General features: G+C 75.2%; 22 protein-coding genes and 1 pseudogene. 10 read left to right on the top strand and 13 right to left on the bottom strand.

Annotated elements, in window-relative coordinates:
- Positions 1-86 precede the first annotated feature (86 nt).
- Positions 87-875, top strand: a complete 789-nt coding sequence (locus tag GTY84_RS28870) for a SigE family RNA polymerase sigma factor (protein ID WP_161229348.1) — start codon at positions 87-89, stop codon at positions 873-875.
- 502 nt (positions 876-1,377) lie between these two features.
- Here GTY84_RS28870 and GTY84_RS28865 read toward each other — a convergent pair.
- Positions 1,378-1,980: a uridine kinase gene (locus GTY84_RS28865; RefSeq protein ID WP_161229370.1), complete on the bottom strand. Its 603-nt coding sequence runs from the start codon at positions 1,978-1,980 to the stop codon at positions 1,378-1,380.
- A 191-nt stretch (positions 1,981-2,171) separates the two neighbouring features.
- Here GTY84_RS28865 and GTY84_RS28860 point away from each other — a divergent pair, with 191 nt between their 5' ends.
- A complete protein-coding gene (locus tag GTY84_RS28860; RefSeq protein ID WP_161229347.1) occupies positions 2,172-2,576 on the top strand; it encodes a hypothetical protein in 405 nt (134 codons plus the stop codon).
- 94 nt (positions 2,577-2,670) lie between these two features.
- Here the strand turns inward: GTY84_RS28860 and GTY84_RS28855 are convergent, their stop codons facing one another.
- The 3 genes from GTY84_RS28855 to deoC are packed head-to-tail and all read right to left on the bottom strand — an operon-like array spanning position 2,671 to position 6,012.
- Positions 2,671-3,561 (bottom strand): aldehyde dehydrogenase family protein, encoded by an 891-nt coding sequence (locus GTY84_RS28855; RefSeq protein ID WP_161229346.1) that lies wholly within the window; start codon positions 3,559-3,561, stop codon positions 2,671-2,673.
- Complete coding sequence (locus GTY84_RS28850; RefSeq protein WP_161229369.1) at positions 3,554-4,999, bottom strand: aldehyde dehydrogenase family protein; 1,446 nt, start codon at positions 4,997-4,999, stop codon at positions 3,554-3,556. The genes GTY84_RS28855 and GTY84_RS28850 overlap by 8 nt, the downstream gene beginning before the upstream one ends.
- A gap of 11 nt (positions 5,000-5,010) precedes the next feature.
- Complete coding sequence (deoC, locus tag GTY84_RS28845; RefSeq protein WP_202551951.1) at positions 5,011-6,012, bottom strand: deoxyribose-phosphate aldolase; 1,002 nt, start codon at positions 6,010-6,012, stop codon at positions 5,011-5,013.
- 469 nt (positions 6,013-6,481) lie between these two features.
- Here deoC and GTY84_RS28840 point away from each other — a divergent pair, with 469 nt between their 5' ends.
- Positions 6,482-7,144: a PH domain-containing protein gene (locus GTY84_RS28840; RefSeq protein ID WP_161229345.1), complete on the top strand. Its 663-nt coding sequence runs from the start codon at positions 6,482-6,484 to the stop codon at positions 7,142-7,144.
- A 385-nt stretch (positions 7,145-7,529) separates the two neighbouring features.
- On the opposite strand, the gene GTY84_RS28835 is transcribed toward GTY84_RS28840, so the two are convergent.
- The 3 genes from GTY84_RS28835 to GTY84_RS28825 form a co-directional block, all read right to left on the bottom strand.
- On the bottom strand, positions 7,530-9,221 hold the full coding sequence (locus tag GTY84_RS28835) for a phospho-sugar mutase (protein ID WP_161229344.1): 1,692 nt from the start codon (positions 9,219-9,221) through the stop codon (positions 7,530-7,532).
- Positions 9,222-10,039: 818 nt separating this feature from the next.
- Positions 10,040-10,864, bottom strand: a complete 825-nt coding sequence (locus tag GTY84_RS28830; RefSeq protein WP_161229343.1) for a purine-nucleoside phosphorylase — start codon at positions 10,862-10,864, stop codon at positions 10,040-10,042.
- Positions 10,865-10,958: 94 nt separating this feature from the next.
- Complete coding sequence (locus GTY84_RS28825) at positions 10,959-11,396, bottom strand: gamma-glutamylcyclotransferase (protein ID WP_161229342.1); 438 nt, start codon at positions 11,394-11,396, stop codon at positions 10,959-10,961.
- An 84-nt stretch (positions 11,397-11,480) separates the two neighbouring features.
- Here GTY84_RS28825 and GTY84_RS28820 point away from each other — a divergent pair, with 84 nt between their 5' ends.
- Positions 11,481-12,929: an NAD(P)H-quinone dehydrogenase gene (locus tag GTY84_RS28820; protein WP_161229341.1), complete on the top strand. Its 1,449-nt coding sequence runs from the start codon at positions 11,481-11,483 to the stop codon at positions 12,927-12,929.
- A gap of 188 nt (positions 12,930-13,117) precedes the next feature.
- A complete protein-coding gene (locus GTY84_RS28815) occupies positions 13,118-14,086 on the top strand; it encodes a DeoR/GlpR family DNA-binding transcription regulator (RefSeq protein ID WP_161229340.1) in 969 nt (322 codons plus the stop codon).
- Between the two features lie 422 nt (positions 14,087-14,508).
- Here GTY84_RS28815 and GTY84_RS28810 read toward each other — a convergent pair whose 3' ends face one another.
- A complete protein-coding gene (locus GTY84_RS28810) occupies positions 14,509-16,281 on the bottom strand; it encodes a biotin carboxylase N-terminal domain-containing protein (protein ID WP_161229339.1) in 1,773 nt (590 codons plus the stop codon).
- Positions 16,282-16,654: 373 nt separating this feature from the next.
- On the opposite strand from GTY84_RS28810, the gene GTY84_RS28805 reads away from it, so the two are divergent.
- Positions 16,655-17,149 (top strand): hypothetical protein, encoded by a 495-nt coding sequence (locus GTY84_RS28805; RefSeq protein ID WP_161229338.1) that lies wholly within the window; start codon positions 16,655-16,657, stop codon positions 17,147-17,149.
- Here GTY84_RS28805 and GTY84_RS28800 read toward each other — a convergent pair.
- The 4 genes from GTY84_RS28800 to GTY84_RS28790 all read right to left on the bottom strand — a co-directional run bounded on the left by GTY84_RS28800 (position 17,118) and on the right by GTY84_RS28790 (position 19,858).
- Entirely contained in the window at positions 17,118-17,741 is a 624-nt protein-coding gene (locus tag GTY84_RS28800; RefSeq protein WP_161229337.1) for a nucleoside triphosphate pyrophosphatase, read from the bottom strand. The two genes, GTY84_RS28805 and GTY84_RS28800, sit on opposite strands and share 32 nt — an antisense overlap.
- A 39-nt stretch (positions 17,742-17,780) precedes the next feature.
- Positions 17,781-17,909 carry a hypothetical protein gene (locus GTY84_RS34785; protein WP_265293717.1) on the bottom strand — a complete coding sequence of 43 codons (129 nt, stop codon included), beginning with the start codon at positions 17,907-17,909 and terminating at the stop codon, positions 17,781-17,783.
- Between the two features lie 140 nt (positions 17,910-18,049).
- The gene (locus GTY84_RS28795) at positions 18,050-18,256 is read right to left on the bottom strand and encodes an acyl-CoA carboxylase epsilon subunit (RefSeq protein ID WP_161229336.1); all 207 of its coding nucleotides are present in this window, start codon (positions 18,254-18,256) and stop codon (positions 18,050-18,052) included.
- 9 nt (positions 18,257-18,265) lie between these two features.
- Entirely contained in the window at positions 18,266-19,858 is a 1,593-nt protein-coding gene (locus tag GTY84_RS28790; protein ID WP_161229335.1) for an acyl-CoA carboxylase subunit beta, read from the bottom strand.
- Between the two features lie 111 nt (positions 19,859-19,969).
- On the opposite strand from GTY84_RS28790, the gene GTY84_RS28785 reads away from it, so the two are divergent.
- Both GTY84_RS28785 and GTY84_RS28780 read left to right on the top strand, forming a co-directional pair.
- Positions 19,970-20,836 (top strand): biotin--[acetyl-CoA-carboxylase] ligase, encoded by an 867-nt coding sequence (locus GTY84_RS28785; protein ID WP_161229334.1) that lies wholly within the window; start codon positions 19,970-19,972, stop codon positions 20,834-20,836.
- Between the two features lie 509 nt (positions 20,837-21,345).
- Positions 21,346-22,485: an adenylate/guanylate cyclase domain-containing protein gene (locus tag GTY84_RS28780; protein WP_161229333.1), complete on the top strand. Its 1,140-nt coding sequence runs from the start codon at positions 21,346-21,348 to the stop codon at positions 22,483-22,485.
- Between the two features lie 496 nt (positions 22,486-22,981).
- On the opposite strand, the gene GTY84_RS34780 is transcribed toward GTY84_RS28780, so the two are convergent.
- Positions 22,982-23,743 carry a hypothetical protein gene (locus GTY84_RS34780; protein WP_161229332.1) on the bottom strand — a complete coding sequence of 254 codons (762 nt, stop codon included), beginning with the start codon at positions 23,741-23,743 and terminating at the stop codon, positions 22,982-22,984.
- A gap of 259 nt (positions 23,744-24,002) precedes the next feature.
- Here GTY84_RS34780 and GTY84_RS28770 point away from each other — a divergent pair, with 259 nt between their 5' ends.
- Both GTY84_RS28770 and GTY84_RS28765 read left to right on the top strand, forming a co-directional pair.
- Entirely contained in the window at positions 24,003-24,803 is an 801-nt protein-coding gene (locus GTY84_RS28770; protein ID WP_161229331.1) for an enoyl-CoA hydratase-related protein, read from the top strand.
- A gap of 301 nt (positions 24,804-25,104) precedes the next feature.
- Positions 25,105-26,247, top strand: a pseudogene (locus tag GTY84_RS28765) (GGDEF domain-containing protein); the annotation flags it as partial.
- Positions 26,248-26,549 lie beyond the last annotated feature (302 nt).

The raw sequence follows: 26,549 nt of genomic DNA, 5'->3' as shown, positions 1-26,549 counted from the left end.
ACGGGCACCGGACGGCGCGGGAACGCCGGACGGCGCGGCACAGCGGCGGAAGCCGGCACCGGACAGTCCACGACGGGGGGCGCGAGATGAACACGCTGAAGGGCACCAGCACCAGCGCAGTGGTCACGCGTCTGCACGACGTGCACGGACACCGGGGGCCGGAGAAGCCCGGGGCCGACGGGGGGCCCTCCCGGGCGAGCGCCTACGAGCGCGGGGGAGCCCGGGGCTGCGCCCGCGCCGCCGGACGCCAGCACACCACCCGCATGACGGTGGTGGACACCCGCGCGGGGGAGCGGGTGGAGACGCACGGGGGCACGGCGTACGGGGAGGTCACGGGGGACCGGCGCTCGCCGGCGGAGGCGGAGTTCACCGCCTACGTCCAGGAGCGCCGCGCCTCCCTGTACGCCACCGCCTACCACCTCACGGGGGACCGGTTCGAGGCCGAGGACCTGCTGCAGAGCGCGCTGTTCTCGACCTACCGGGCGTGGGAGCGGATCAGCGACAAGGCCGCCGTCGGCGGATACCTCCGCCGCACCATGACCAACCTGCACATCAGCGCCTGGCGGCGGCGCAAGCTCAACGAGTACCCGACCGAGGAACTGCCGGAGACGCCCGGCGACACGGACGCCATGCGCGGCACCGAACTGCGCGCCGTCCTGTGGCAGGCGCTCGCCCGGCTGCCCGAACTCCAGCGCACCATGCTGGTCCTGCGCTACTACGAGGGCCGCACGGACCCGGAGATCGCGGACATCCTCGGCATCAGCGTCGGCACGGTGAAGTCCAGCATCTGGCGGTCGCTCCGCCGGCTGCGCGACGACGAGGTGCTCAGCCTCGGCCGTGACCGGGAGGACGCCTTCGGCGAACTGGTCGCCTGAAGGCCGGTGGGACCCCAGGGGGGGGCCGCGGGGACCGGGGGGAGGGACTCGCGGAAAAACAAGTGGGATCCGGGTGTATCACGGGGGGTGGCCCGGACTCCTACTCATGGGGAAGCACCACGGGGGAGAACCCGGGGGACACGGGGGAAGAGGATCCCGGGGGAAAGCACGGGGGAAGCACGGGGGAGATACAGGGGGGAAGCAAGGGGGGAACGGGGGAGCACAGAAGAAGCGGGACTGGAGGGCCGGGGGGTCCATCCAGTCCCGCTTCCGCGTGCGCGGTGCCCGGCGGGGGCACCGTAGCGCCCGGACGGAGCGCGTCGTGGTGCGCGGGGGCGCGCGGGACTCAGGGGGGAGTGCGGCTCCGCCGTGCGCGCCGATGTCCTCTTCGACCCGGCCGTCGTACGGCCGCCCTTCCGCCGCCGCCCGGTCCACGGCGCCGCCCGCCGCGCGCCCGCCGCGCCTGGCCGCCGGTTCCGCCCCGCCCCGCTCCGTCCCGTCGTCAGGCGGCCGTGTCCGCCGTCGCCGTCGCCGTCCGGTCCGCCTCGGCCAGTCGGGTCAGGGCCTCGGCACGGTCGCAGGCGTGGGCGCCCAGTGCCGTCTGGCGGGCGATGATCGACCGCTCCCGGCGCATCAGCCGCCAGCCGCGCCGCAGCAGGAACGGCACCGACTTGCGGCCCTCCCGCAGGTCCCGCGCGAACCGGCGGCGGAAGGTCGTCAGCGGCCCCCGGCTCAGGCACAGCGCGTCCGCCAGGACCCCCGCCTCCCGGCAGCGGGCCGCGATCTCCGCCGCGAAGACGCCCTCCGCCAGGAACAACGGGCTCCGGCCGATGTCGAGCCCCGCCCCACCGGTGCGGGCGCTGAGCGAGATGTCGTACACCGGCACCTCCGTCCGCCCCGTGCGGCACAGCCCGGTGATCGCGTCGAGGGCGGCGTCCGCGTCCCAGGAGTCCGGGTGGTCCCAGTCGACGTCGGAACATCCGGCCACCAGCGGCAGGGTGGGGTCGGTGCCTTCCTTGTAGAAGTCGTCGAGCCGCAGCACCGGCAGGCCGGAGTCCGCGGCCAGCAGGGACTTGCCGGAGCCGGAGGGGCCGCAGAGCAGCACGACGCGGGTCGGTACGGGTGGTCGGGGGTTCACGGGTCACCAGTCTGGGGCATCGGACGGCCGCCGCACGAGCCCCGGGAGCGGCACTGAAGCGCGCGTCACACCCCCGGCGACCTGCCGCGGTGACCTGATCACCGTCCGCGGCGTTGACACGGCAGTCCGTAGCAACCCGCAGCAAGAGGTGGCAAGTGATGGCCCGACACACGTCCCCCCGCTCCCCGCACGCCCAGCGCGTCCTGATCGCCCTCGCGAGCGCCGGCGCGGCCCTCGCCGCCGGTGCGGCGACGGCCTCCGCGGACAGCGGGGAGACCCTCGCCGGGCTCGCCCACACCCGCCCCACCTCGGTGGGCGACATCGATCCGCAGGCCGGTGTCGAGGCGCTGGCCGGCACCGTCGGCTATGTCACCGGGCCCGTCGCCGACCTGAAGCCCAACCCGCTGGCCGGCACCGGCGTCGACCCGCTGGACAACGGCGTCGGCACCCAGATCGCCGACTTCCAGCCGCTGACCTCCACCGCCCTGACCGGCCCGGTGGCCCAGGCCCAGTCGCTCGGCGGCATCCCGGTGGTGGGCCAGGTGACGGGGCTGCTGCGCTGAGCCGGCTCCACGCGCCCCGGCGCCGCGCCCTCCCGGCGGGGGAGGACGCGGCACCGGGGCGCCGGGCCACCGGGGCGCCGGGCCACCGGACGCGTCAGTAGGACGAGCCCGAGGCGCCGAGGGCGCCCGTCGGGTGCCAGACCGTCTTGGTCTCCAGGAACGCCGTCATGCGCTCCGTGCCCGGCGCGGCGGCCCAGTCGTCCACAGGCTGTGGACGCAGTACCCGCTTGAGGTTGTCCGCCGCCGCCGTCTCCAGCTCCGCGGCCAGCTCCGCACCGGCGCCCGCGAGGTCGATCGCGTTGACGTCCTGGTGCGCGGCGAGCGGCGCCGCGATCTCCGCCGTGCGGCCGGACAGGATGTTGACCACGCCGCCGGGGACGTCGGAGGTGGCCAGCACCTCGCCCAGCGACAGGGCGGGCAGCGGCGCCCGCTCCGACGCCACCAGGACCGCCGTGTTGCCCGTGGCGATCACCGGCGCCAGCACCGAGACCAGGCCCAGCAGCGAGGACTCCTGCGGCGCGAGAACCGCGACCACGCCCGTCGGCTCGGGCGAGGACAGGTTGAAGTACGGGCCCGCGACCGGGTTGGCGCCGCCCACCACCTGGGCGATCTTGTCCGTCCAGCCCGCGTACCAGACCCAGCGGTCGACCGCCGCGTCCACCTGCTCGCCCGCCCGGGACTTCGACAGCCCCTCCGCCCGCGCCACCTCGCGGACGTACTGGTCGCGGCGGTCCTCCAGCATCTCCGCCACCCGGTAGAGGATCTGGCCCCGGTTGTACGCCGTCGCGCCGGACCAGCCGCCGAACGCCCTGCGCGCGGCCACGACCGCGTCGCGGGCGTCCTTGCGGGAGGACTGCGGGGCGTTGGCCGACCAGTTGCCCTTCGCGTCAGACACCTCGTACACCCGGCCGCTCTCGGAACGCGGGAACTTCCCGCCGACGTACAGCTTGTAGGTCTTGAGGACACTCAGTCGGGGGTCAGACATCGAGATACGCCTCCAGGCCGTGGCGACCGCCCTCGCGGCCGAAGCCCGACTCCTTGTAGCCGCCGAACGGCGAGGCCGGGTCGAACTTGTTGAACGTGTTGGACCAGATCACGCCCGCGCGCAGCTTCCCGGCGACCGCCAGCATGCGCGAGCCCTTCTCCGTCCAGATGCCCGCCGACAGCCCGTACGGGGTGTTGTTGGCCTTGGCGACCGCCTCGTCCGGCGTGCGGAACGTCAGCACGGACAGGACCGGGCCGAAGATCTCCTCCCGGGCGACCGTGTGCGCCTGGGTGACGCCGGTGAACAGCGTCGGGGCGAACCAGTAGCCGCTGTCCGGCAGTTCGCACGGGGGCGACCAGCGCTCGGCGCCCTCCTCCTCGCCGCGCTCCGCCAGCTCGGTGATCCGGGCGAGCTGCGCGGCGGAGTTGATCGCGCCCAGGTCGGTGTTCTTGTCCAGCGGATCGCCGACCCGCAGCGTCGACAGCCGGCGCTTGAGGGCGTCCAGGAACTCGTCGTGGACCGACTCCTGGACCAGCAGGCGGCTGCCCGCGCAGCAGACGTGGCCCTGGTTGAAGAAGACGCCGTTGACGACGCCCTCGACGGCCTGGTCGAGCGGGGCGTCGTCGAAGACGATGTTGGCGCCCTTGCCGCCCAGCTCCAGCGTCAACCGCCTGCGGGTGCCCGCGACCGCGCGCGCGATCCGCTTGCCGACGGCCGTGGAGCCCGTGAACGCGACCTTGTCCACGTCCGGGTGGGCGACCAGCGCGGCACCGGTGGCCCCGGCGCCCGTCACGATGTTGACGACCCCCTTCGGCAGCCCCGCCGTGCGGCAGATGTCCGCGAAGAACAGGGCGGTCAGCGAGGTCGTCTCGGCGGGCTTCAGCACCACCGTGTTGCCCGTCGCCAGCGCGGGAGCGATCTTCCACGCCAGCATCATCAGCGGGAAGTTCCACGGGATGACCTGGCCGGCCACGCCCAGCGGACGCGGGTCGGGGCCGAAACCGGCGTGACCGAGCTTGTCGGCCCAGCCCGCGTGGTAGAAGAAGTGCGCCGCGACCAGCGGGAGGTCCACGTCCCGGGTCTCCCGGATCGGCTTGCCGTTGTCCAGCGTCTCCAGCACGGCCAGCTCGCGGCTGCGCTCCTGGATGATCCGGGCGATGCGGAACAGGTACTTCGCCCGCTCCCGGCCCGGCAGCGCCGACCACTTCCCGAACGCCGCGCGGGCCGCCCGCACCGCCCGGTCGACGTCCGCCTCGGACGCCTCGGCGATCTCGGAGAGCACCTCCTCCGACGCCGGGGAGACGGTCTTGAAGACCCTGCCGTCGGACGCCTCGGTGAACTCGCCGTCGATGAACAGGCCGTACGAGGGGGCGATGTCGACGATCGCCCGCGACTCGGGGGCCGGTGCGTACGCGAACGCGGAGGACCGCTTGTCCATGGTCATCGTGATCAGTCCACCGTCACGTAGTCGGGGCCGGAGTAGCGGCCGGTGGCCAGCTTCTGCCGCTGCATCAGCAGGTCGTTCAGGAGCGAGGAGGCGCCGAAGCGGAACCAGTGGGGGTCCAGCCAGTCCTCGCCCGCCGTCTCGTTGACCAGCACCAGGAACTTGACGGCGTCCTTCGCGGTCCGGATGCCGCCGGCCGGCTTCACCCCGACCCGGACCCCCGTACGGGCGTGGAAGTCGCGGACCGCCTCCAGCATCAGCAGGGTGTTGGCCGGGGTCGCGTTGACCGCGACCTTGCCGGTCGAGGTCTTGACGAAGTCCGCGCCCGCCAGCATGCCGAGCCAGCTCGCGCGGCGGATGTTGTCGTACGTCGACAGCTCGCCCGTCTCGAAGATGACCTTTAGCCGGGCGGCCGTCCCGCACGCCTCCCGCACGGCGGTGATCTCCTCGTACACCTTCAGATAGCGGCCCGAGAGGAACGCCCCCCGGTCGATGACCATGTCGACCTCGTCCGCTCCCGCGGCGACCGCCTCGCGCACGTCGGCCAGCTTCACGGCCGGCGAGGCGCGGCCCGCGGGGAACGCGGTGGCGACCGAGGCGACCCGCACGCCGGAGCCGGCGACGGCCTCCTTCGCCGTGGGGACCATGTCGGGGTAGACGCAGACGGCCGCCGTGGAGGGGGCCGAGCGGTCCGTCGGGTCGGGGCGCACGGCCTTGGCCCCGAGCGACCGGACCTTGCCGGGGGTGTCGGCGCCCTCCAGCGTCGTCAGGTCGACCATCGAGATCGCCAGGTCGAGGGCGTACGCCTTCGCGGTGGTCTTGATGGACCGGGTGCCGAGCGAGGCGGCGCGCGCCTCCAGGCCGACCGGGTCGACGCCGGGCAGCCCGTGCAGGAAGCGGCGCAGCGTGCCGTCGGACGCGGTGACGTCCGTGAGCCCGTGGCCGGACAGGGCGTTGGCGGGGGGAGCGGCTGGGGCGGCGGGTGCGGCGGGATCAGTGGTGGGCATGGTCACCAGGCGAGCATATCTACGCGCGTAGCGGCTGTACAGCCCCGGGACGGGGTTGTGGGGGGGCGTTCGGGGGTGGTGCGGGGGTGGGGTGAGTTCGGGCCGGGGGCTGGGGGCCGGGGGCGCGGGGGCGGATCGGCGCGGGCGGGCCGGTGGTTCGGGCTCTGCCCCGGGGGTGTCCGGGATTCCCCGGAGGTGTCGGTTCGGGGGGTGGTTCGGGGGTCCCCGGGGTGTCGGCTCCGGGGTGGTTCCGGGTCCCCTGGGGTGTCGGTTCGGGGCGGCTCCGGGGCTCCCGGGGGCGCCCGGCCGTGGTGCCGCCGGGTCCCCTTGGTGCCGGTCCGGGGTGTTCCGGGGCGTCGGGGGCCGGACCCGGGGGCGTCCTGGGGCCCGGTGCGGCCCGGGGCCGCCGCGGGCGCCCCCGGTGGTGCGGGTGCGGGGGCCGCGCGCGGGGTCGTGCACAATCGGCAGCATGACCACCCCGGACCCCCAGTCGCAGTCGCCGCTACCCGTGTCCAAGGACCGGGTCTACCGCTCGCCCATGGGCATCGTCGGCGGCGTCCTGCTGCTCGCCCTCATCATCTGGCTCGGCATCGACGCCATCGTCGCGGGCGACGGGCGCACCCCCTGGATGGCACTGGCGGCCATGCTGCTGCTCGTCCCGCTGGTCGTCGCCTTCACCCTGCGGCCCGCCGTCCACGCCGACGACGACCGGCTGCGCGTCCGCAACCCCCTCCGGGTCGTCACCGTGCCCTGGGCCGAGGTCGCCTCGCTGCGTTCCGGCTACTCCAACGAGGTCGTGACCGGGTCGGGCGCCAAGTACCAGCTCTGGGCCATCCCCGTCTCGCTGCGGGGCCGCAAGAAGGCCGCCCGGCACGAGGAGCGGCGGCTCTCCGGCGCCGCGCCCCGCGGACGGCGCGGCGGCGGCCTCGGCGGCATGGCCGGGGGCGGAGTCCCCGACGGGCCCGTGCGCGCCGACACCGACCAGGTCATGGACGACCTGCGCGCGCTGTGGGAGGCCCGGGGCGAGGCCGACACCTCCAAGGGCGAGGTGTCCACCCACTGGGCCTACGAGATCATCGCTCCGGCCGTCGCGGGGGCGGTGGCCCTGGCGGTGCTGCTGGGGCTGGGCTGACGGTCCCGGGCGGGCCTTCCGGGAGGAGCCGGGGTGCTGGTGCCTGTCCGGGGCCCGCGCCCCCCGGACCTCCCCGAGGAGACCCGGGGGCGTCCGGCCGGGCCGGGGCGTCGCCCCGCGGGGGTCCCCGTCCGGGGGACCGCGCTCCGGTCCCGGGCTCCATGGGGGTTCCTGGCGGTGCTTGGCCGGGTTCCGGGTTCCCCCCCACGAGGGGTGCACCCGTTCGGGAGGCTTCGCTCCGCTCCTGACCTCTCGGGGCCCGGTCGGGGCCTGGGGCCTCTCCCTCTGCGGGGTGTCCCCGTTCAGGGGGCCGCGCTCCGGTCCCGGGCTTCCGGGAGTGCGCCGACCGGGGCCCACCCCTCAGGGGTGACACCGCCCGCCCCCGTCAGATGCCCGCCGCCGCCGACAGGTCGCGCTTCAGGGCCTCCAGCAGGGACTCCGCCCTCGCCCTGGCCACCGGGAGTCCCGCGCGGTCCCCGACCGGCACGACCACCTCCAGGTAGCACTTCAGCTTGGGCTCCGTGCCGCTCGGGCGGACGATCACCCGCGCGCCGTCCAGCGTGTACCGCAGCCCATCGGTCGGCGGCAGCGTGTCCGTGCCCCGCGTCAGGTCCTCCGCCGCCGTCACCGCCAGACCCGCCAGCCGCTCCGGCGGCGCCCCGCGCAGCCTGCGCATCGCGGTGGCGATGACCGACAGGTCCTCCACGCGCACCGACAACTGGTCCGTGGCGTGCAGGCCGTGCTCCACGGCCAGGTCGTCCAGGAGGTCGAGGAGTGTCCGGCCCTTCTCCTTCAGCACCGACGCCAGCTCCGTGACCAGCAGCGCCGCCGTGATCCCGTCCTTGTCCCGCACCCCGTCGGGGTCGACGCAGTAGCCGAGCGCCTCCTCGTAGCCGTATCGGATGCCGTCCACGCGGGCGATCCACTTGAAGCCGGTCAGCGTCTCCACGTGGGGGACGCCCGCCTTCTCCGCGATGCGGCCCAGGAGCGACGACGACACGATCGACTCCGCGAACACGCCCCGCGCGCCGCGCGCCACCAGATGGGCGGCGAGCAGCGCGCCCACCTCGTCGCCGCGGAGCATCCGCCAGGGGGCGGGGGGTGCCGGGGCCGCGCCCGGGTCCGTGCCGGTGGCCGTGGCCGTGGCCGTGCGGTTCCGGACCGCCACGGCGCAGCGGTCGGCGTCCGGGTCGTTGGCGATGACCAGGTCCGGGTCCGCGCCGTCCGCCGTCGCGAACGCCAGGTCCATCGCGCCGGGCTCCTCCGGGTTGGGGAAGGCCACCGTGGGGAAGTCCGGGTCGGGCTCCGCCTGCTCGGCGACCAGCACCGGCTCCGGGAAACCGGCCCGTGCGAACGCGGCGAGCAGGGTGTCCCGGCCGACGCCGTGCATCGGCGTGTAGACCGTCCTCGCGGTGCGGGGCGCGTCCGGGGCGAGGACGGCGTCCGTGCGGGCCAGATAGGCGTCCAGGACGGAGTCGTCCAGCGTGTCCCAGCCGGAGCCGGGGCGGGGGACGTCCCGCAGGGCGCCCACGGCCTCGATGGCGGCGGCGATGCCGGTGTCGGCCGGGGGGACGATCTGGGAGCCGTCGCCCAGGTAGACCTTGTAGCCGTTGTCCCGGGGCGGGTTGTGGCTGGCGGTGACCTCCACGCCGGCGCAGGCTCCGAGGTGGCGGACGGCGAAGGCGAGGACGGGGGTGGGGAGGGGACGGGGGAGCACGGCGGCGCGGAGGCCGGCGCCGGTCATGACGGACGCGGTGTCGAGGGCGAAGTCGCGGGAGCGGTGGCGGGCGTCGTAGCCGATGACGACGAGGCCGTCGGTGTGGCCCTCGGCCCTCAGGTACGCGGCGAGGCCGGCGGCGGCGCGGATGACGACCGCGCGGTTCATGCGCAGGGGGCCCGCGCCGAGCTCGCCCCGGAGGCCGGCGGTGCCGAACTGGAGGGTGCCGGCGAAGCGGGCGGCCAGGGCGGTGCGGTCCCCGGCGGCGATGAGGCGGGCGAGTTCCTCGCGGGTGTCCGGGTCGGGGTCCTCGGCCAGCCAGGTCCGGGCCCGTGCGAGGAGGTCGGAGTCGTCGTGCACGTGGGTCAGCCTCTCGTCTCGTCCGTGTGTCGGTGCGGTTCGCCTGCCGGCGGCTGTGGGTGGGGGTGTCTGTGGTGGGGTGTTGCCGTGTGCGAGTGGGGCTGGGGGGTGGGGTGTCTGTGGGGGGTCGTCGTTGTGTGCGGGTTCGTTGTGGTTGTGCCTGCGGCGCATCTTTTGGTGGGTGGGGGTGTTTGTTGCGCCTTTTGGTGTGTGGGGGGTTGGGGCCGGGGCGGGGGTGGTCGTCCTCGGAACGGCGCGGAACGGGGNGGTGATGAGGCGCACTCTGTTGACGCGCCAACCTCTGCGGGCGGCCACCCCCGCCCCGTCCCCTTCCCGCCGTACGCGGGTGCGGGCACCTCGCCCGTCCTTCTCGGTCGGCTTCTCGCCGTGCGCGGGTGCGGGAACCTCGCCCGGCCTTGTCTTCCAGACTCTCGCCGTGGGCGGGTGCGGGTCCACGCCCGCCTTTCTCCGGTCCCCTTCCCGCCGTGCGTGGGTACGGGGTGCACGCCCAGCCTTCTCCGTCCTCTTCCCGCCGTGGGCGGGTACGGGGTCCACGCCCGGCCTTCTCGATCGGCTTCTCGCCGTGGGCGGGTGCGGGGCCGCCCACCCTTCCTTCCGGGTTCCGCCGTGCGGGGGTGCGGGCCCACGTCTGCCCTTCTCTTCCGGCTCCCGCCGTGCGCGGGGGCGGGGCGTGCCTGCGGTTGGCCTCGTGGCTGGGGGTCCCCGGCCTTGGTCCTGGGCGGGTGCCGGTTCCGTGCCGTGGTGTTCGGGCGCGTGGCACGGGTGCGGTTCGGTGGGGGAGTGGGGCGCCGGGGGTGTTACAGGCGGGAGAGGACCCTGGTCAGGAGGGTGCCCATGCGGGTCGCCGAGTCGCGGCCCGCCTGGAGGACCTCCTCGTGGTTCAGCGGCTCGCCCGTCATGCCCGCCGCCAGGTTGGTCACCAGCGAGATGCCCAGCACCTCCGCCCCGGCCTCCCGCGCGGCGATCGCCTCCAGCACCGTCGACATGCCGACCAGGTCCGCGCCGATGACCCGGGCCATCCGGATCTCCGCCGGGGTCTCGTAGTGCGGCCCCGGGAACTGGGCGTAGACGCCCTCCTCCAGCGAGGCGTCGACCTCCTTGCACAGTGCCCGCAGCCGCGGCGAGTACAGGTCCGTGAGGTCGACGAAGTTGGCGCCCACGATGGGCGACGTCGCGGTCAGGTTGATGTGGTCGCTGATCAGGACCGGCTGACCGGGGCGCATGCCCTCGCGCAGCCCCCCGCAGCCGTTGGTCAGGACGATCGTCTTGGCGCCCGCCGCGACCGCGGTGCGCACCCCGTGGGCGACAGGGGCCACCCCGTGGCCCTCGTAGTAGTGGGTGCGGCCGAGGAAGACCAGTGCCCGCCGGTCGCCGATGGCGTACGAGCGGACCCGGCCGCCGTGTCCCTCCACCGCCGGCTTCGGGAAGCCGGGCAGGTCGGTGACCCGGAGGTCGGCCTCGGGGGCGCCCAGCGCGTCCGCCGCCGGAGCCCAGCCGGAGCCCATCACGAGGGCGACGTCGTGGGTCTCGGCGCCGGTGAGTTCGCGCAGGCGGGCCGCGGCGGCGTCGGCGGCGGCGTAGGGGTCGCCCTGGATGTCGTCCGGGAGAAGAGATGCGTTCACGCGGACGAGAGTAGCCGCTTTGTGCCTACGCGCGTAGATGACAGGAGGAACGGTGCCGGGATCGTTGCCTTGTCGTTTCCGGAGGGGCGGGTCCTCAGCAGGGGCGCTTGCGCAGTTCCATCACGTAGTCGTGCGGTGCGCCGGCCGACTCCGCGGCGTCCGCGACCTCGCCCAGGTAGCGCGCCGAGGGCAGCCCGCCCTCGTACCCGTTCAGGACGTACGTCCACGCGCCCTCCTCGCCGTCGAGGGTGTGGACGCGCACCCGGGTGCGCCGGTAGACGTCCATGCCCACGCCCTCCCAGCGGTCGAGCGACTCCTCGTCCATCGGCGCGAGGTCGTACAGCGCCACGAAGACCTGCGACAGCGGGTCCTCCACCAGCGTCGCCAGGGCGCCCTCCCAGCCCATGTGCTCGCCCCCGAACGTCAGCCGCCACCCGTTCAGCCAGCCGGTGGCGCGCAGCGGCGAGTGCGGTGCGCGGCGGGTCATCAGCCGCGCGTCGAGGTTGCCGGCGTAGGCGGCGTAGAGGGACATGGGGGCAGGGTACGGCAGCGTCCCGGGCGTCGCTCCGGTCACGGGCGTGCCCCGGGGACGCCGCCCGCCGGGGGGTGCGGGACAATGGAGTACGTGACTCGGATCGTGATCATCGGTGGCGGACCCGGCGGATACGAAGCGGCGCTGGCGGCCGCGCAACTCGGCGCGGAGGTGACCGTCGTCGACTGCGACGGCCTGGGCGGGGCGTCGGTGCTGACCGACTGCGTCCCGTCCAAGACCCTCATCGCCACGGCCGAGGTGATGACCACCTTCGACTCCTCGTACGAGGAGCTGGGCATCATCGTCGCCGACGACACCCCGCCCCTGGAGCGGTCCGCCCGGGTGGTCGGGGTGGACCTGGGCAAGGTCAACCGGAGGGTGAAGCGGCTCGCGCTGGCGCAGTCGCACGACATCACCGCCTCCGTGACGCGCGCCGGCGCGCGGGTCGTGCGCGGGCGCGGGCGGCTGGAGGGCATGCAGGCCCTCGACGGCTCCCGCAAGGTCGTGGTGCGCGCCGCCGACGGCAGCGAGGAGACCCTGACCGCCGACGCCGTCCTCATCGCCACCGGCGGCCACCCGCGCGAGGTGCCCGACGCCCGCCCCGACGGCGAGCGCATCCTCAACTGGACCCAGGTCTACGACCTCACCGAGCTGCCCGAGGAACTGATCGTCGTCGGTTCCGGTGTGACCGGTGCCGAGTTCGCCGGCGCCTACCAGGCGCTGGGCTCGCGGGTCACCCTGGTCTCCTCGCGCGACCGGGTGCTGCCCGGCGAGGACCCCGACGCCGCCGCCGTCCTGGAGGACGTGTTCCGGCGGCGCGGGATGAACGTCATGTCGCGCTCCCGCGCCCAGTCCGCCAAACGGGTGGGCGACCGGGTCGAGGTCACCCTCTCCGACGGCCGGGTCATCACCGGCTCGCACTGCCTGATGGCCGTCGGCGCCATCCCCAACACCGAGGGCATGGGGCTGGAGGAGGCCGGGGTCCGGCTCAAGGACTCCGGGCACATCCGGACCGACCGCGTCTCGCGCACCTCCGCCCCGGGCGTCTACGCCGCCGGTGACGTCACCGGTGTCTTCGCGCTCGCCTCGGTGGCCGCCATGCAGGGCCGCATCGCCATGTACCACTTCCTCGGCGACGCGGTCACCCCGCTGAACCTCAAGACCGTCTCCGCCAACGTCTTCACCGACCCCGAGATCGCCACCGTCGGCTACAGCCAGGCCGACATCGACGCCGGGCGGATCGACGCCCGTGCCGTCAAGCTGCCGCTGCTGCGCAACCCCCGCGCCAAGATGCAGGGCATCCGGGACGGCTTCGTCAAGATCTTCTGCCGTCCGGGCACCGAGATCGTGGTCGGCGGCGTGGTCGTGGCGCCGCGCGCCTCGGAGCTCATCCACCCCATCGCGATCGCGGTCGACAACAACCTGACGGTCGAGCAGATCGCGAACACCTTCACCGTCTACCCGTCCCTGTCGGGCTCGATCGCCGAAGTGGCGCGGCAGTTGCACACCCGGAAGCCCGGCGGCGAGGGCTGACCCCCGAGGGGCGGCGACCGCCCGGGCGGCCCGTTCCGTCCGGCGGTCACGCGCGGTCGCGGCGCGTGCGGTTGGCATAGGCGGCACGGGTAGGCGCTATACCACTTCTCGTGCTGTCGTGCGAACAACTTCTGTTATTCGGTGCATACTGCTGAAACCAGACGGTCGTTGGGGTTACTGTCAGTTTCGTGTTCGCTGCAGAACGTCGCCAATTGATCCTCGAAATGGTGCGGGCGAACGGAGCGGTGTCGCTCCGTGAACTCGCCCGCGTCGTCCAGACCTCCGAAGTGACCGTACGGCGGGACGTGCGCGCACTGGAGGCAGAAGGACTCCTCGACCGCCGGCACGGCGGTGCCGTGCTCCCGGGCGGGTTCACCCGTGAATCCGGCTTCCCGCAGAAGTCGCATCTCGCGACCGCCGAGAAGACGGCCATCGCCGACCTCGCCGCGAGCCTCGTCGAAGAGGGCGAGGCCATCGTCGTGGGGGCCGGGACCACCACGCAGGAGCTGGCCCGTCGGCTCGCCCGGGTGCCCGGTCTGACGGTCGTCACCAACTCCCTGCTGGTCGCGCAGGCGCTTGCCCACGCCAACCGGGTCGAGGTCGTCATGACCGGCGGCACCCTGCGGGGCTCCAACTACGCCCTGGTGGGCTCGGGCGCCGAGCAGTCCCTGCACGGGCTGCGGGTGTCCAGGGCCTTCCTGTCGGGCAGCGGTCTGACGGCCGAGCGCGGGCTGTCCACGTCCAACATGCTGTCGGCCTCCGTCGACCGGGCGCTGGTGCAGGCCGCAGCCGAGGTGGTGGTGCTCGCGGACCACTCCAAGCTGGGCACCGACACCATGTTCCAGACCGTGCCGACGGAACTCATCACCCGTCTGGTCACCGACGAGCCGCCCGGCCACGACGACCGTGCCGCCACCGAGTTGCAGGCCCTGGCCGACCAGGGCGTGCAGATCGCCGTGGCCGGGGCGCCGGGCGGCTCCGGGGGGTCCGGCGGTCCGGGGGGCGACTCCGTCCCCGCCGGCCGGCAGCGCCGCGACGTGCCGCTGCCGGGGCCCCGGCGCCAGGTCACCGGCACGGCAGCCGGGCTGCGGGCCGCGCCGTCCCTGGGCGAGCAGGGCGCCGAGCGGGCGCGCGTCGCGGACCTGCGCCGCCGCTGACGCCTCGCGGCGGAGCCGCCATCGACGGGGGTGGTGCGGCGGTACCGCGGTGGGGCGGCGCTCCGGTGTGCCGGTACCGCGGTGGGACGCGCTCCGGTGTGGCGGTTCCCCTGGGGCGGTCGCCCGGTACGGCCGTTCCGCGAGCGGGTGGTTCCGCGGGGGCCGGTGATGGCGCCCCTCCGTCGGCCGGGGGCTCCCGGCGGCGTGCGGTCCTCCTCCGGCCGCCGTCGTGGCCCGTGACCGGCGGCGGCCGTGTACCGCGCGCCGCCCGGTGGCCGTCACCGGCCGGGACGACGGAAGGGCGGGCGGCACGAAGGGCCCGCTGCCAGTGCACGGCGGGGCGGGGCGCTACGACGACCGGGGCTCCCGGCGGACCCGTCGAGGTCCGCCGGGAGCCCCGGTCGTCGTGCCCGGTGCCCGGGTCAGTCCTTGATCTCGCAGATGGCCGCGCCCGAGGTGACGGACGCGCCGACCTCGGCGCCCAGGCCCTTGACCGTGCCGGCCTTGTGGGCGTTGAGCGGCTGCTCCATCTTCATCGCCTCCAGGACGACGATCAGGTCGCCCTCCTCCACCTGCTGGCCCTCCTCCACCGCGATCTTCACGATGGTGCCCTGCATCGGCGAGGCGAGGGTGTCGCCCGAGACGGCGGGGCCGGACTTGCGGGCCGCGCGCCGCTTGGGGCGGGCCCCGGCGGCCAGCCCGGTGCGGGCCAGGGACATGCCGAGCGAGGAGGGCAGCGAGACCTCCAGCCGCTTGCCGCCGACCTCGACGACCACCGTCTCCCGGCCCGACTCCTCGTCCGCCTCGGCGTCGGCGGGGGTGGTGAAGGGCTCGATGGTGTTCTCGAAACCGGTCTCGATCCAGCGGGTGTGGACGGTGAACGGCTCGGCGGAGCCGGTCAGCTCGGGGGCGAAGGCAGGGTCGCGGACCACGGCGCGGTGGAACGGGATGGCGGTGGCCATGCCCTCCACGCGGAACTCCGCCAGCGCCCGCGACGCCCGCTCCAGCGCCTCCCTGCGGGTGCGGCCGGTGACGATCAGCTTGGCCAGCAGCGAGTCCCAGGCGGGGCCGATGACACTGCCGGACTCCACCCCCGCGTCCAGGCGCACACCGGGACCGGTGGGGGCCTCGAAGCGGGTGACGGTGCCGGGGGCGGGCAGGAAGTTCCGGCCCGGGTCCTCGCCGTTGATGCGGAACTCGAAGGAGTGGCCGCGCAGCTCCGGGTCGCCGTAGCCCAGCTCCTCGCCGTCCGCGATGCGGAACATCTCCCGGACCAGGTCGATCCCGGCGACCTCCTCGGTGACCGGGTGTTCGACCTGGAGGCGGGTGTTGACCTCCAGGAAGGAGATGGTGCCGTCCAGGCCGACGAGGAACTCGACGGTACCGGCACCGACGTAGCCGGCCTCCTTCAGGATCGCCTTCGACGCCCGGTACAGCTCGGCGGTCTGCTCCTCGGACAGGAAGGGCGCGGGGGCCTCCTCCACCAGCTTCTGGTGGCGGCGCTGGAGGGAGCAGTCACGGGTGGAGACGACCACGACGTTGCCGTGCCGGTCGGCGAGGCACTGGGTCTCCACGTGGCGGGGCCGGTCGAGGTAGCGCTCCACGAAGCACTCGCCGCGCCCGAAGGCCGCGACGGCCTCGCGCACCGCCGACTCGTACAGCTCCGGGACCTCCTCCAGCGTCCTGGCCACCTTCAGGCCGCGTCCGCCGCCGCCGAAGGCCGCCTTGATCGCGATGGGCAGCCCGTGCTCCTCGGCGAACGCCACGACCTCGTCCGCGCCGGACACCGGGTCCGGGGTGCCGGCGACGAGGGGCGCCCCGGCCCGCTGCGCGATGTGCCGGGCGGCGACCTTGTCCCCGAGGTCGCGGATGGCCTGCGGCGGCGGGCCGATCCAGATGAGACCGGCGTCCAGCACGGCCTGGGCGAACTCGGCGTTCTCCGAGAGGAAGCCGTAGCCGGGGTGGATGGCGTCCGCGCCGGACTCGCTCGCCGCGTTCAGCACCTTGGCGATGTCGAGGTAGCTGGTGGCGGGAGTGTCACCGCCCAGGGCGAACGCCTCGTCGGCGGCACGCACATGCAGAGCGTCCCGGTCCGGGTCCGCGTAGACCGCCACGCTCGCGATCCCCGCGTCCCGGCAGGCCCGCGCCACGCGGACCGCGATTTCGCCACGGTTGGCGATGAGCACCTTGCGCACGATTGAGGCTCCCTCCTTGAAACAAGCCGAGTTTAGGGACTGCCGACACGGCACATCGACCCGTCCCCAATGGTGAGCTTGCCCACACGGAGCGTGATTCGAGGTCCGCTCGACCCGCGAAACCCCTTGTCGTACCGCGATACCCAGGGCTCCCCCGGGAAACCCTAGCCGTCCGGGGCGGGCCAGGTCTCTGTGAGGGCGCGCTGCGGCCCATCGCGATTCTTTGTGGAGTCCCTACGAATGGCCCAACGATTCTTTGCCCTCCGCGAACCCCTTGTCCCCAGGTTTACCCGTTAGTAGCGTTCGCGATGTCTCGGACGTACTTCGGGTAACAGCCGTCCCGTGCGGGCGGCGGTCGAAAGGGGGCGGGGCCGTGTCGGTGCGCAGACCGGTGGCGTGGATCGTGGCGGTCGTGCTCTTCGCCGAGGCGCTCGGCGTCGTGGCGCTGAACTGGTTCCTGGGGGTGGTGGTCGACCGGCAGCGGATGTCCCTGGCCGGTCTCGACCCCGAGCTGATGTCCCGCTCCTCGAAGATCGGCGGCGTCGTCCTCGGCCTCTACTTCGCCCTGTGCGCGCTGGTCGCGCTGCTGGTGGCGGTGCGCGGGCACCGGCCCGCCGGGGCCGGCCGGGCCCTGCTGGTCAGCGCCGCCGTGGTGCACGGGCTGCTCGCCGCCCTCGCCTGGGGGCCGGTGGGGCCGGGCGCCTTCGTCCTGCTGACCGCCGTCCTCGGGCTCGTCGTGCTGCTCCTGATGACCCACGACGGCCACCTCCCGGACGGCGTCCCCGGCGGCCCGAAGGAGTACGCCGCCGGGCCGCCCGGCGAGGGCGCGGCGCCGGTCAGTCCGCCGCCGGAGCCCACAACTCCGTGATGCCGACGCCCAGTTCGTTCAGCAGGCGGCGGACGAGGGGGAGGCTGATGCCGATGACGTTGCCGTGGTCGCCCTCGATGCCGTCGATGAACGGCGCCGACCGGCCGTCCAGGGTGAAGGCCCCGGCGACGTGCAGCGGCTCCCCGGAGGCGACGTAGGCGGCGATCTCCTCGTCGGTGGGCTCGCCGAACCGGACGACGGTGGACGCCGTCGCCGCGGCGTGGCGCCCGGTGGCGGTGTCCCAGACGCAGTGACCGGTCTGGAGCGTGCCCGCCCGGCCGCGCATCGCCTTCCAGCGGGCGGTGGCCTCCTCGGCGTCGGCGGGCTTGCCGAGCGGCCGTCCGTCCAGGTCCAGCACCGAGTCGCAGCCGATCACCAGTGCCCCGGAGACCTCCGGCCGGGCGGCCACCACGGACGCCTTGGCCTTGGCCAGGGCGAGGGCCAGCTCGGCCGGTGTGGGGGCGCTCACGGCCTCCTCGTCGACGCCGCTGACGAGCACCTCGGGAGCGAGCCCGGCCTGGCGCAGCAGCCCGAGCCGGGCGGGGGACTGGGAGGCGAGGACGAGGCGGCGGCGCGGCTGCTGATCGGTCATGGGGGTCAGCGTAGCGGCGGCGCCCGGTCCCTCCGCGTCCTACCGCACCCCGATCACGATCATCGCGAGCACCATCGCCAGCGCCAGGAAGAGCCCCAGCCGCCGCAGCATGACCTGCGTCTCGCGGAGTTCCTCGGGCGGCTCGTTCTCCGGATCGGACCACAGCATTCCACCAGGGTGGGGCCGGGGCGGGAACGGCGCCTGAGTACGGGTACCTAGCGCGGCACACGGCCCCGGGTGGGCTTCGCCACACGGGGGGGCGGGCACAGGGCCGGGCGGTCAGGGGGGCCGTGCCGCGCCCGTGCCCGTCAGCCCGGCCAGTACGTGCGGGCCCACGACGCCGGGCCCGGGGCGGGCAGCCGGGCCCCGGCGATCCGTCCCGGGTCCGCCCACGCGTCGCCCGGCCCCGGCAGCGTCGGCGGCTCGGCCGTCAGCGCCGCGGCGCGCGCCCGGACCACCGCCAGGGCGGCGGCCAGTTCCTCCGGGGTCGGGTTGCCCCGTACGACCTTGATCACAGAGGCTCCTTAGAGAGGGATGTTTCCGTGCTTCTTCGGGGGCAGCGACTCGCGCTTGGTGCGGAGCTGGCGCAGCCCCCGCACGATGTGGCGGCGGGTGTCGGACGGCATGATCACCGCGTCCACGTAGCCGCGCTCGGCCGCCGTGTAGGGGTTGAGGAGGGTGTCCTCGTACTCCTGGATCAGCCGGGCCCGGGTGGCGTCCGGGTCCTCCGCCCCGGTGATGGTCCGGCGGTGCAGGATGTTGACCGCGCCCTGCGCCCCCATCACCGCGATCTGGGCGGTCGGCCAGGCCAGGTTGAGGTCGGCGCCCAGGTGCTTGGAGCCCATCACGTCGTAGGCGCCGCCGAACGCCTTGCGGGTGATGACGGTGATCAGCGGCACGGTGGCCTCGGCGTAGGCGAAGATCAGCTTGGCGCCGCGCCGGATGATCCCGTCGTGCTCCTGGTCCACGCCGGGCAGGAAGCCGGGGACGTCCACGAAGGTCAGCACCGGCACGTTGAAGGCGTCGCAGGTGCGCACGAAGCGGGCCGCCTTCTCGGAGGCGGTGATGTCCAGGCAGCCGGCGAACTGCATCGGCTGGTTGGCGACGATGCCCACCGGCCGCCCCTCGACGCGGCCGAAGCCGGTCAGGATGTTCGGCGCGAACAGCGGCTGCGTCTCGAAGAACTCCCCGTCGTCCAGCACGTGCTCGACCACGGTGTGCATGTCGTACGGCTGGTTCGCGGAGTCCGGGACGACGGTGTCCAGTTCCCGGTCCTCGTCGGTGACCGCGAGATCGGCCTCCTCGGGGAAGACGGGCGGCTCGGAGAGGTTGTTGGACGGCAGGTACGACAGCAGTTGCTTGACGTACTCGATGGCGTCCTTCTCGTCCCCGGCCATGTGGTGGGCCACGCCCGAGGTGGAGTTGTGGGTGCGGGCGCCGCCCAGCTCCTCGAAGCCGACGTCCTCGCCGGTGACGGTCTTGATCACGTCGGGGCCGGTGATGAACATGTGCGACGTCCCGTCCACCATCACCGTGAAGTCGGTGATGGCCGGCGAGTACACCGCGCCGCCCGCGCAGGGCCCCACGACCAGGCTGATCTGCGGGACGACACCGGAGGCGTGGGTGTTGCGGCGGAAGATCTCCCCGTAGGCGCCGAGCGAGGCCACGCCCTCCTGGATGCGGGCGCCGCCCGAGTCGTTGATGCCGATGACCGGACAGCCGGTCTTCAGCGCGAAGTCCATCACCTTGACGATCTTCTGGCCGTAGACCTCGCCCAGCGCGCCGCCGAAGACGGTGAAGTCCTGCGAGAAGACGGCCACCGGGCGGCCGTCGACGGTGCCGTAGCCGGTGACGACGCCGTCCCCGTAGGGCCGGTTGGCGTCCAGCCCGAAGTTGGTGGAACGGTGCCGGGCGAACTCGTCCAGCTCGACGAACGAGCCCTCGTCCAGCAGGAGGGCGATCCGCTCGCGGGCCGTAAGCTTGCCCTTGGCGTGCTGCTTCTCCACGGCGCGCGCCGAACCGGCGTGGGTGGCCTCGTCGATGCGACGCCGGAGGTCCGCGAGCTTGCCCGCGGTCGTGTGGATGTCGGGCTGCTGCTGCACTTCCGGCTCGGACATCGGGATTGCGGCTCCCTGCCTGCTCAAGAGTGAGAACGGTTACTCATCCGTAGAGTAGTGCGACGCTCCGGGGTCGGCAGTGCGGTCTTTCCCACACCTAGGGTGGGTTGCATGACGCCGCGAGACTCCTCCCCCTCCCCCGACAGCCGCTGGTCCGACCTGGGCAGGCCGCCCCTGAACGCCACGGCGCTGCGCCGGGGCCTGGTGCGGGCGGGCGGGCTGTGGACCCGGGTGGACGTGGTGCAGCGCACCGGGTCCACCAACTCCGATCTGGTCGCCAGGGCCGCCGAGGGCACGGTGGCCGAGGGGGCGGTGCTGGTCGCGGAGGAGCAGACCGCCGCCCGCGGGCGCCTGGACCGGCAGTGGTCGGCGCCGCCCCGCTCGGGCCTCTTCTTCTCCGTGCTGCTCCGGCCCGCCGAGGTGCCGCTGTCCCGCTGGGGCTGGCTGCCGCTGCTCACCGGGGTCGCGGTGGCGACCGGGCTGTCCCGCGCCGCCGGTGTCGACACCGCCCTGAAGTGGCCCAACGACCTGCTCGTCACGGTCGGGGGCGAGGAGCGCAAGGCGGGCGGCATCCTGGCCGAGAGCGCGGGCCCCGACGGGGTCGTCGTCGGCGTGGGCCTCAACGTCACCCTCACCGCCGCGGAGCTGCCGGTGGCCCGCGCGGGCTCCCTGGCCCTGGCGGGCGCCGCCACGACCGACCGGGACCCGCTGCTGCGGGGCGTGCTGCGCTCCCTGGAGGACTGGTACGGGCGCTGGCGCTCGGCGGGGGGCGACCCCGTCGCGTGCGGGCTCCAGGAGACGTACGCCGCGGGCTGCGCCACCCTCGGCCGGACGGTCCGCGCGGAACTGCCCGGCGACCGCAGCCTGGTCGGCGAGGCGGTCGCCATCGACGGCGACGGCCGCCTGGTGCTGGCCACGGAGGGCGGGAGGCGCGAGCCGGTGGGGGCGGGGGACATCGTCCACCTGCGGCCCGCGTGACGGGGCGGTCGGGCGGAGGGACGGCCGGCCGGGGCGGTCGGGGGGAGCGGCGGCCGGAGGGTGCCGGTTTCCGGGGCGGGGCCGGGCCCGCCCCGCGGGACGGCCGGGGACCGGACCGGGCGCGCGGGACACCGGCCGGGACGCGGCACCGCCGCGCCGGGGGTCCGCCGCCGTCGCCCGGTGGTCCCGCGGCCCCGGGCCCGTGGGGGAGTTCCCGGGGCGTACGGGGCGCGGCGCGGGGCGTACGGGGGCGTGGCGCGAGGGCGCGGACGGGGGTGGTGCGCGGGGGTGCGCCGCGCCGCCCGCCGCCCGGGCGCGGACTCCGGTCGCGGGACGGACGCGCTGGTGGTCGGGTGGGAGGGGCGGCCGGGCGGCCTCCGGGGGCGCTCGCGGGACGCCCGGTGAGCGGGCGTCCGGAGCGGTCGCCGGTGGGGAGTGAGCTGGGGCACACCTGACGTAAAGTTGGGGCCGGTCGAACCTGACCGCGGCAGATCGGAAGGGCAGCAGGCGTGACCGTCGACGACACGGGCTCCGGCGCGGACGGGGACGGCCGGGTGGACCCCGAGCCCGACCCGGGCTCCGCCGACTCCGGAGAGGACCCGCTGGCGCTGCGCCTGGAAGGTCTCATCCTGGGCGCCGAGCGCCGCTACACCCCCTTCCAGGCGGCCCGCAGCGCCGGTGTCTCCATGGAGCTGGCGTCCCGGTTCTGGCGGGCCATGGGCTTCGCCGACATAGGGCAGGCCAAGGCGCTCACCGAGGCCGACGTCCTCGCGCTGCGGCGGCTGGCCGGTCTGGTCGAGGCGGGCCTGCTCAGCGAGGCGATGGCGGTGCAGGTCGCCCGGTCCACCGGGCAGACCACCGCCCGGTTGGCCGAGTGGCAGATCGATTCCTTCCTGGAGGGGCTGACCGAGCCGCCCGAGCCCGGCATGACCCGCACCGAGGTGACGTATCCCCTGATGGAGCTGCTCCTGCCGGAACTGCAGGAGTTCCTCGTCTACGTCTGGCGGCGCCAGCTCGCCGCCGCCACCGGCCGCGTCGTCCAGGCGGCCGACGACGAGGAGATGGTCGACCGGCGCCTCGCGGTGGGCTTCGCGGACCTCGTCGGCTTCACCCGGCTCACCCGCCGCATGGAGGAGGAGGAACTCGGCGAACTCGTCGAGGCCTTCGAGACCACCGCCGCCGATCTGGTGGCCGCGCGCGGCGGACGGCTGATCAAGACCCTCGGTGACGAGGTGCTCTACGCCGCCGACGACGCCGGGACGGCCGCCGAGATCGCCCTGCGCCTGATCGAGACGATGACCAATGACGAGACCATGCCGGAGCTGCGCGTCGGCATGGCGTTCGGCACCGTGACCACCCGCATGGGCGATGTCTTCGGGACGACCGTCAACCTGGCCTCCCGGCTGACCTCCATAGCGCCCCGGGACGCCGTCCTCGTCGACAGCGCCTTCGCGGAGGAGCTGGTCCGCACCCACGAGGCCCCGGCCTCCGAGGCGGCGGCGGCCGAGGAGGCCGCGGCGGCGGAGAAGGAGGGCGACGAGGCACCGGCGTACCGCTTCGCGCTCCAGCCTATGTGGCAGCGGCCGGTGCGCGGGCTCGGCGTGGTCGAGCCGTGGCTGCTCACCCGGCGGGGTGGCGCGGAGGCGTGACCGGCGCCGGGGCGTGACCCGGGCGGCGAAGCGCGCTCCGGGCGCGGCGGCCGGCGCCGAACCCCGGACATGACGGTGCCGCCGGATCGTTCCCCCACGGGCGCACTCCCTTCCCGGGGGGCCGCGGCGTGCCGTGCTTCCGGGCGCCGGGCCGGGCCCCGGCCGGTGTTGGGCCCCGACGGGTGTTGGGCTCCGGCCGGTGCCGGTGCCGGTGCCCGACACCCGCCGGGGCCGGGCCGGTGCCGGTCCGGAGCCCCGGGGCGGTGTCTTCCGGTCCTCCAGGGCTTCCCCCGGGCAGCCGGTGCCGCACGGCGGCCGAGGGCGCGCCCCCTTCTCCCGCGCCGCGCGCACGGGGACGGCGCGCGCCCCCTCCCCGCCGGAGGACGACGGCCCGCTGCCCGGCCGGGCAGGGCGCACCTCCCGGCGGGCGCGGCCGGACCGCGGCCCCGGCGTGTCCGCCGTGCGGCGGCGGTGCGGTGCGGGGGCGGTGCGGAGGTCATCCGGCGCGCAGGTCCAGACACAGGCGGATGATCGGCAGGCACAGCCCGGGGCGGGTCGGGGCCGGGCTGGGCGAGGGGGCCGGTTCCGGAGGGGGCGGCGGCGCGGGCTCGGGGGAGGGCGCGGGCGGGGTGCCCGGGCCCGGCGCCGGGGTCCTGGTGGGCGGCGGCGCGGGGGTGCGCGGGGGCGCCTCCGGGGGCGCGGGCTCCGGGGCGCGGGGCGGGCGCGGACCGGGGGACTCCGCGGGGGCGTCGGGCGCCTCCGGGATCGTCGTCACGGGCGGGTCCGGCAGCGGACCGGCGCCGGAGCCGCCGGCGCGCGCGGAGCCGTCCCGATCGCCGGGACCGCCGGGACCGCCGGGTATGAGGGGGACGCCGGAGGACGAGTTCAGCCCGCCCATCGCCGAGTCGGCCGGGCCACCTCGCGCCGGGGCCCGGCCGGTGCTCCCGCCGGTGCCGTCCGCGCCGCCGGGGGTCGGCCACCGGGCCGCGACGCCCGCCCGGTCGTCCGCGTCCCCGTCCGTCCGCGCGCCGCCCCCGTCCGGGCCCGCGTGCGGCGCCGCGCCCAGCACCGGGACGTTCCCGGGCAGCGCCGACCCGGACATCAACTGGGTGAGCCCCAGCACCCCGGCCGCCAGGGCGAACCCGCCGGCCGCGAGCAGCGTCTTGCGCGGCCGGTAACGGCGGTGCCGGCCGCGCCGCGGCCCCGGATACCGCCCCGTACGCGGCCGTGGTTCCGTCGGTGACTCCGTGGTGGTCATGATCCCTCCCCGCCGCGCGGCCCCCCGCCGCGTCCTGGCTGGGCGACCGTATGCGCTCCCCGGGACACGGGGCCGGGAAGTCGGGCATATGTCACTCGAACGGGTAATCGGGACCGGAGAGCGGGTGGGCGGGGCGGTAGAACGGGCGGGCGCGCGGCGCGGTCCGGGGTTCCGCCGGACGGGCCCGCCTGCGATGATCGGGCGGCCGGGTTGTTAACCCGCGTTAACCGTTGGGCACGGGCGTCGACCGGAGGGTGTCATGGGCGAGGAGCGGTTCGGGGAGTTCGTCGTGGTGCGGCGACACGGGGACGGGCATGTGGCGGAACTCGGGCTGGACCGGCCCCGGGCCATGAACGCCGTCTCGACCGCCATGGCCCGGTCCCTCACCGCCGCCTGTGCCGCGCTGGGCGGGGACCGGGAGGTGCGGACGGTGGTGCTGACCTCCACCCACGAGCGTGCCTTCTGCGTCGGGGCCGACCTGAAGGAGCGCAACTCCTTCACCGACGCCGACCTGCTGCGCCAGCGCCCGGTGACGCGGGCGGCCTACACGGCGGTACTGGACCTGCCCGTGCCGACGGTCGCCGCGGTGCACGGCTTCGCGCTGGGCGGCGGCTTCGAACTCGCCCTGTCCTGCGACGTGATCGTGGCCGACGCCACGGCGGTGGTGGGGCTGCCCGAGGTGTCCGTGGGCGTGATCCCCGGCGGCGGCGGCACGCAGTTGCTGCCGCGCCGGGTGGGGGCGGCGCGCGCGGCCGAGCTGGTGTTCACGGCCCGCCGGGTGGAGGCCGCGGAGGCGCGGGAGCTGGGGCTCGTCGACGAGCTGGTGGAGCGGGGGCGGGACCGGGAGGCGGCGCTGGAGCTGGCCGCCCGGATGGCGGCGAACTCCCCCGTGGGGCTGCGCGCGGCCAAGCGGGCGCTGCGGCTCGGGCACGGGCTCGACCTCCGGGCCGGGCTGGAGGTCGAGGACGCGGCCTGGCGCGCGGTGGCCTTCTCCGGCGACCGCGCGGAGGGCGTGGCCGCCTTCAACGAGAAGCGCCGTCCCGAGTGGCCGGGGGAGTGACCGGCCCCGGACGCTCGCGGGGCGGGCGGCGGGCGGGCCCCGGCGCGGCTCCGCGATGGCCTCGGGCCGAGGTGTCCGGGGGCGGCGGGCTCGTGGGCGGCTGAGGGGGCGGGCTCCGGGGCCTCGCCGCCTCCGGCCCGGGATCCGGGTCCCCGTCGGGCCCGCCCCGGTGTCCGCCGGGGCCGACGCGGTGGGCGTGATCCAGGGGGTCCGGGCTGCTCGGAGGGGTTCGGGAGGCACCCCGCTCCCCATTCGCATCATCAATGTCCACATTTTCGTTGAAGCTCCCTAGCCTGGAGTGATGGGTGAGGACGGACGGCTCGCGGCCGTCGTGTCGTTGGCGCAGGGCATGGCCGCCGCGCACACTTCGCACGAGGTGTGGCGGGCGGCGGCCCTCGGCGCCTGCCGCGCGCTGGGCGGCGGCTTCGCCGCGCTCTCGGTGTGGGAGCGCGAGCTGGGCCGCCTCCGGGTGCTGGTGAACGTCGGGGAGCGGGCCGAGGACGAGGAGGAGTTCCCAAAGGACGAGTCGTACCCGGTCCACCAGTTCGCGGAGATCACCGAGTTCCTGCACGAGCGCTGGGCCGGCGGCGGCGAACCCAACGCCTGGGTCGAGACGGCCGAGGGCCCCGCCACCGGGCGCCCCGGCTACGTCCACCAGCGGGTCGCCGCCCTGCGCCGCAGGGGGCGGGGCTGCTGCGTGGTCGCGCCGGTCGTGCTGCACGGGCGGGCCTGGGGCGAGCTGTACGTGGCCCGGCCGGCCGGCGCCCCCGTCTTCGAGCGGGCCGACGCCGACTTCGCCACCGTCCTGGCCGCCGTCGCCGCCGCCGGGATCGCCCAGACCGAGCGGCTGGAGGAGGTCAGACGGCTCGCGTTCACCGACGCGCTGACCGGGCTGGCCAACCGCCGGGCCGTGGACACCCGGCTCGACGAGGCGGTCGAGCGCCACCGCGCGGAGGGCGTCACCGTCAGCCTCGTCGTCTGCGACCTCAACGGGTTGAAGCGGGTCAACGACACCCACGGGCACGCGGTCGGCGACCGGCTCCTCGAACGCTTCGGCTCGGTGCTGTCGCTGTGCGGCGCCATGCTGCCGGGCGCGCTCGCGGGGCGGCTCGGCGGCGACGAGTTCTGCCTGCTGGCGGTCGGCCCGCCGGCCGAAGCGGTGATCGAGGCCGCCGGTGAACTGTGCCGCCGGGCCGCCGAACTGGAGCTGGGGGACGGTGTGGCCTGCGGGGTCGCGTCCACCGACATCTCTGTCGGACCGGTGCGCTCCGCCCGGCGGTTGTTCCGGCTGGCCGACGCCGCCCAGTACCGGGCCAAGGCCGAGCGGGCGGCCCATCCCGTCGTCGCGGGGCGGGAGGGGCCCTGTGACCCGGTCGTACGGCTCGCGGACGAGCCCGCTCGCGAGGACGGGGAGCGCCGCCGCTTCCGGGGCCGCCACGCGCCCCACGACGGGCCCGAGCCGCCGCGCCCCGCGGGACCCTCCGGCCCGGCGGCCCCGCCCGCCCCTGGGCACCGGGAACCTCTCGGCGGCTCCGGTGCCACGCCCGCTCCCGGGGACGGGGAGCCTCTCGGCGGCTCCGGTGTTCAGCGCGCGGCTGGGGGCCGCGAGGTTCTCGGTGGCCCGGGTGCCGCGCCCGCTTCCGGGGAGGGAGAGCCTCTCGGTGGCTTCGATGCCCAGCGCGCGCCTGGGGGCAGCGGGTCTCTCGGCGGCTCCGGTGCCGCGCCCGCTTCCGGGGAGGGGGAGCC

The sequence above is a fragment of the Streptomyces sp. SID8352 genome (assembly GCF_009862265.1).
Taxonomy (GTDB): Bacteria; Actinomycetota; Actinomycetes; order Streptomycetales; family Streptomycetaceae; genus Streptomyces.
Note: the sequence above shows the minus strand (reverse complement) of the source record. Positions and strands in the feature narration are given on the sequence as shown.